At 72.3% G+C, this 5,743-nt stretch carries 4 protein-coding genes and 2 pseudogenes; 1 reads left to right on the forward strand and 5 read right to left on the reverse strand.

All coding sequences use genetic code 11. From position 1 onward, the window contains the following. From GH736_RS15855 to hflX, 3 genes and pseudogenes are all read right to left on the reverse strand, one after another. A pseudogene (locus GH736_RS15855) lies at positions 1-1,201 on the reverse strand (5-methyltetrahydropteroyltriglutamate--homocysteine S-methyltransferase); the annotation flags it as partial. Then, complete coding sequence (locus tag GH736_RS15860; protein ID WP_159605057.1) at positions 1,198-2,196, reverse strand: methylenetetrahydrofolate reductase; 999 nt, start codon at positions 2,194-2,196, stop codon at positions 1,198-1,200. The gene GH736_RS15860 and the pseudogene GH736_RS15855, both read right to left, overlap by 4 nt. A 220-nt stretch (positions 2,197-2,416) precedes the next feature. After that, on the reverse strand, positions 2,417-3,946 hold the full coding sequence (gene hflX, locus GH736_RS15865) for a GTPase HflX (protein WP_159605059.1): 1,530 nt from the start codon (positions 3,944-3,946) through the stop codon (positions 2,417-2,419). 42 nt (positions 3,947-3,988) lie between these two features. Between hflX and GH736_RS15870 the strand changes: the two genes are divergently transcribed. Next, positions 3,989-4,600 (forward strand): class I SAM-dependent methyltransferase, encoded by a 612-nt coding sequence (locus GH736_RS15870; protein ID WP_159605061.1) that lies wholly within the window; start codon positions 3,989-3,991, stop codon positions 4,598-4,600. 2 nt (positions 4,601-4,602) lie between these two features. On the opposite strand, the gene dapF is transcribed toward GH736_RS15870, so the two are convergent. Continuing rightward, positions 4,603-5,484, reverse strand: coding sequence for a diaminopimelate epimerase (dapF, locus tag GH736_RS15875; RefSeq protein WP_159605063.1), 882 nt, complete (start codon positions 5,482-5,484; stop codon positions 4,603-4,605). 4 nt (positions 5,485-5,488) lie between these two features. Beyond that, positions 5,489-5,743, reverse strand: a pseudogene (locus GH736_RS15880) (tRNA (adenosine(37)-N6)-dimethylallyltransferase MiaA); the annotation flags it as partial.

Genomic DNA, 5,743 nt, shown 5'->3' on the forward strand with positions numbered 1-5,743 from the left:
CGAGGGCAGCGGATGCCGCGTCGAGCTCGCCCTCGATCGCGTCGCGCCCCTCGGCGAGGCCCCGTGCGAGCGTGGCGACCTGGGCGACCTTCTGGTCGGCGAACGCGAGCCAGCTCACGAGCCGGGGGTCGAGCTCCGTCTCGTCCACGACGTCGTGCGGCACGTGCAGCAGCGACGTGGACGTCGAGACGGCCACGTCGCCCGAGAGGGAGCGGAGCGCGTCCGCGCGCTCGAACGCGTGCGCGAGGTCGCCGCGCCAGATGTTGTGGCCGTCGATCACGCCCGCGACGAGCGTCTTCGCGGCCAGCGACTCCTCGGTCGCCGGGTCGAGCTGCTCGGGCGCGGTGCCGCGCACGAGATCGAAGGAGATGGCCTCGACCGGCGCGGCGGCCAACGCGGGAAGCGCCTCGCCGAGTGCGCCGTAGGGCGCGGCCACGAAGATCGACGGCCGCTGCTCGGAGGAACCGAGCGCGTCGTACGCCTCGCCGATCGCCTCGACGACTCGGTCGCGCGACTCGTCGATGCTCTCGCTCACGAGCGCCGGCTCGTCGAGCTGGACCCAGGCGGCGCCGGCCGCCTGCAGCTCGGCGAGGAGTGCCGCGTACACCGGCACCAGGTCGCCGAGGCGGTCGATCGGGCGGAAGCCCTCGGGGGCGCCGTCGGCGGCCTTCGCGAGGAGGAGGAACGTCACGGGTCCGACGATGACCGGGCGCGTCAGGAAGCCGGCGGCCCGGGCCTCCGCGAACTCGGCGAGGATGCGGTCGGCGTGCAGCGTGAACGCGGTGTCGGGGCCGATCTCGGGTACGAGGTAGTGGTAGTTCGAGTCGAACCACTTCGTCATCTCGAGCGGAGCGTCCTCGCCCTCGCCGCGGGCGATGGTGAAGTAGCCCGCGAGGTCGACGCGACCCGACTCGTCCTGCAGCCGGCGGAAGCGCTCGGGCACGGCACCGACCGTGATGGCGGCGTCGAGCACCTGGTCGTAGTAGGAGAACGACTCGGGGATCGACGAGTCCTCACGGCCCAGGCCGAGGGCGGCGAGGCGGTCGCGCGTGGCCGCGCGGAGGTCGGCGGCGGCCGCCTCGAGCTGGTCGGTGTCGATCGCACCCGACCAGAAGGCCTCGACGGCCTTCTTCAGCTCACGGCGGCGCCCGATGCGCGGGTAGCCGAGGATGGTTCCGGTGGGGAAGGAGTGTGCGGTCATCGTTCTGTGGTGTTCCTCTCGTTGACGAGTCGGTCGTTGACGCCGATCCCGAGCCGGTCGAGCACGTCGAGCACGGCCTCATGGCGGTTGAAGGTGTACAGGTGGAGTCCCGGAGCGCCGCCCGCGAGCACGTCGGCGGCGAGCCGGGTGGCGTAGCCGATGCCGAGCTCGGCCTGCGCCGCGGCATCCGGTTCGATCTCGAGGTCGATCGCGAGCGATGCCGGCGGTTCGACGCCGGTGAGCTCGGTGAGCCGCGCGAGTCTCGCCGGGGTGGTGACGGGCATGATGCCCGGCAGGATCGGGATGGTCACGCCGCCGGCGCGTGCGCGGTCGACGAACCCGAGGTAGTCCTCTGCGCGCCAGAACAGTTGCGTGATCGCGAGGTTCGCCCCTGCGATCTCCTTCGCCAGCAACGTGTCGACGTCCTGGGCGACCCCACGCGATCGCGGATGCCCCGTGGGGAACGTCGCCACCGCCACGCGCTCGGGCCGCGGCCGCTCACCGATCTGCGTGACCCCGGGCAGGCCCGGGATGCCGACCTGGCCGAAGGGCTCGCGCTCCTCCTGCACCCGGTGGATGAGCTGCACCAGCTCGGCCGCGCTGTCGAGGTCGCCGATCCCCGCGTCGGGAGAGGCGTCGGCGCCCGCCGGCGGGTCGCCGCGCAGCGCGAGGAAGCTCGTGATGCCGGCGTCGAGGAACTCGCGCACCAGCCGGTTCGCCTCGGCGTGCGAGGAGCCCACGCAGGTGAGGTGCGCCATCGGCTCGACGTCGGTGTGCTCGAGCATGTAGCGGAGCACGGTGAGCGAGCGATCGCGCGACGAACCGCCAGCGCCGAACGTCACCGAGATGAACGCGGGATGCGCCTCGGCGAGCTTGTCGATCGTCCGACCGAGCGCGAGCGCCGCGGCATCCGTCCTGGGCGGGAACAGCTCGAAGGAGACCGGCGGGCGGTCCCGACAGTCCGCGCCTCCGGCGTCCGGTCCGGTCTGGGCCATGGTGCTCCTGCGTGGCATTCCGAGCCGGTTCGGCGGAGGCGCGGCAGGCCGCGTCCCCCGGCCGGAACGGCGGGTGGGTGTCGCGGGCGGGTGCCGGGCTCGGCGGTCGCTCCAGGTGCCCGGCATCCGGCCGCGCACCGACGATCACCAGCGACGATACGCCTCCACCGCGCGGATCAGGAGACTATGACGCGAGGTGACGGGGAACCGGCGGCACTACCTACGCAGGCACGGATGCCGCGTCGAACTCCGCGAGCTGACCGGCCTGCTCGGGCGAGGCGAGCGCTCGGATGCGGGTGCCGTCCTCGACGTACTCGATGGACAGCACGCGACCGGCCTCGTGGAGCGTCGAGACGACGTCGCCGCGGTCGTACGGCACGAGCAGGTCGACCTCGACCGCGGGATCGGGGAGCATGCGCTCGATCGCCGTGAGCACGTCGGCGATGCCCTCGCCGGTTCGCGCCGACGCGAACACCGCGTTCGGCTCCAGCCCGCGCAGCACGAGCCGGTCCTCCTCGGTCACGAGGTCGGCCTTGTTGAAGACGATGAGCTCGGGCACGTCGCGGGCGCCCACCTCGCCGATGACATCGCGCACGGTGGCGATCTGCCCGGCGGGGTCGGGGTGCGCGGCGTCGACGACGTGCACGATCAGGTCGGCGTCGCCGACCTCCTCGAGCGTCGATCGGAACGCCTCGACGAGCTGGTGCGGCAGGTTCCGCACGAACCCGACGGTGTCGGCGATCGTGTAGACCCGGCCGTCGGTGGTGGTGTTGCGCCGCACGGTGGCGTCGAGCGTGGCGAACAGCGCGTTCTCGACGAGCACCCCCGCCCCGGTGATGCGGTTGAGCAGGCTCGACTTGCCCGCGTTCGTGTACCCGGCGATCGCGACGGACGGCACCGCGTTGCGGCGGCGGTTGGCGCGCTTCGCCTCGCGCGCGGGCTTCATGCCGGCGATCTGCTTGCGCAGCTTCGCCATGCGCGAGTGGATGCGGCGACGGTCGAGCTCGATCTTCGTCTCACCCGGTCCGCGCGAGCCCATGCCGGCGCCTGCGCCGCCGACCTGGCCACCGGCCTGTCGGGACATCGACTCACCCCAGCCGCGAAGGCGCGGAAGCAGGTACTCGAGCTGCGCGAGCTCGACCTGCGCCTTGCCCTCGCGGCTCTTCGCGTGCTGGCTGAAGATGTCGAGGATGACCGCCGTGCGGTCGATGACCTTGACCTTCACGACGTCCTCCAGCGCACGCCGCTGGCTCGGAGCGAGTTCGGTGTCGGCGATGACGGTGTCGGCGCCGAGCGCGGCCACGACATGGCGCAGCTCCTCGGCCTTGCCGCTGCCGAGGTAGGTGCTGGGATCGGGGTGCGGACGACGCTGCAGGAGCCCGTCGAGCACGCGCGCACCGGCCGTCTCGGCCAGGGCCGCGAGCTCGCGCATCGAGTTCTCGGCGTCGTCCTGCGAACCCTGCGCGTACACGCCGATGAGCACGACGTTCTCGAGGCGCAGCTGTCGGTACTCGACCTCGGTGACGTCCTCGAGCTCGGTCGAGAGCCCGCTCACCCGGCGGAGTGCCGCGCGCTCCTCACGGTCGAACTGCTCGCCGTCGTGCGAGCCGTCTCCGGTCACCTCGGACCCGCTCCGCTGGATCGCCGACGCATCGCCGGCACCGAACCTGGCCACCCCCGCGCGGCTCTCCGCGCTGCGGAGCACGCGCTCGACGTCGTCGTCTGGAGTGTGCTGTTCGCCCTGAGTCATCGTGTCAACCTTACTTCCGTTCGCGTGCGATAGCTTGCTTGCATGGGCTCCGACCACTACTTCTCCCCCTCGCCTCGGAGTGGCGGCGGCACCCGCACCATCCGCGTGCGACTCGCCGGCCGGGAGGTCGAGCTCGTCACCGCCGGCGGGGTGTTCAGCCCCGAACACCTCGACGAGGGCACCCGCGTGCTGCTCGACGCCGTCCCTGCGCCGCCTCAGACCGGGCACCTGCTCGACCTCGGCGCTGGGTGGGGGCCCATCGCGCTCAGCCTGGCCCTGCAGGCACCCGATGCCACGGTGTGGGCCGTGGACGTCAACGAACGAGCCCTCGACCTGGTGCGTCGCAACAGTGCGCGCCTCGGCCTCACCAACGTCAACGCCGTGCTGCCCGACGATGTTCCCGACGACCTGCGGTTCGCCACGATCTGGTCGAACCCGCCGATCCGCGTCGGCAAGCAGGAGCTGCACGCCATGCTGGCGCGCTGGCTGCCCCGCCTCGCCGACGAGGCGACCGCCTGGCTCGTGGTGGCGAAGCACCTCGGTGCGGAGTCGTTGCAGCGCTGGCTGGCCGCCGAGCTGGGCCTCGACGTGGAGCGCGCCGACAAATCGAAGGGCTTCCGGGTGCTCGCTGCCCGTGGGACGACGGCGCGCTGAACTCAGGCGAGGGTGAGCACCCCGTCGAAGACGAGCTCCGCCGGCCCCGAGAGCACGACATGCTCGCCGTCGGCCGCCTCGAACATGCGCACGCCCAGCACGCCACCCGGCACCTGCACGCGCCAGTCGTTCGGCGCGCCCGCTCCGGCCCAGTACCGCACCGCGAGTGCCGAGGCGACGGCGCCCGTGCCGCACGAGAGCGTCTCGCCCGAACCGCGCTCGTGCACGCGCATGCGGATGCGGCCGATGCCGTCTTCGACGAGCGGCTCGGCCGGCACCACGAACTCGACGTTCGCGCCGGCCTCGGGCACCGGGTCGAGCACCGGCTGGTAGTTGAGGTCGACGGCCTCGAGCTCCTCGTCATCGGCGAGCGCCACGACGACGTGCGGGTTGCCCACGTCGATCCCGAGTCCGGGCCGTGCCACGGGCAGTTCCTTGCCGCGCACGAGCGGCTCACCGCCGGCGAGGCGCCACGGCCCGAGGTCGGCCTGGAAGCCGTCGGTGCTGCGTCGCACCGTGCGGACGCCCGCGCGGGTGCCGATGGCGATCGCCCCTCCGGCAGGCAGCTCCGCGAGACCCTGGTCGAGGAGGTAGCTGACGAAGACGCGGATGCCGTTGCCGCACATCTCAGAGACGGTGCCGTCGGCGTTCCAGTAGTCCATGAACCACACGGCGGCCGGATCCTCCGACAGGGCTGCCGCGCCGTCGTCGAGGTTTCGGGAGCGTACGGCGCGGATCACGCCGTCGGCGCCCACCCCGAACCGCCGGTCGCATACCGCGGCGATCTGCGTGGGCGTGAGCTCGGTATCGCCCTCGGGGTCGCTGAAGAGCACGAAGTCGTTGCCCGTGCCCTGCCCCTTGGTGAATCGCAGATCGAACGGCATCCGTTCAGTCTAGAGCCGCCTGACGGGCGAGTTCCGAGCCGCGAGCGGCGAGGTCGTCGGCGTCGATCGTGGTCGCATCGCGGTAGCGACCGAACCAGCCGACCTGCCGGCGCGCGTACGTGCGAGTGAGCTGCTGCGTCTGCGCGATCGCCTCGGCCCGCGGCATCCGCCCGTGGAGTTCGGCGAGGGCCTGCGCATAGCCGATCGCCTTGCGCGCCGTGACCCCGCGCTCGATGCCGCGCGGCACGAGGTCGCGGAC

Source organism: Agromyces humi (assembly GCF_009720255.1).
GTDB classification, from domain to species: domain Bacteria; phylum Actinomycetota; class Actinomycetes; order Actinomycetales; family Microbacteriaceae; genus Agromyces; species Agromyces humi.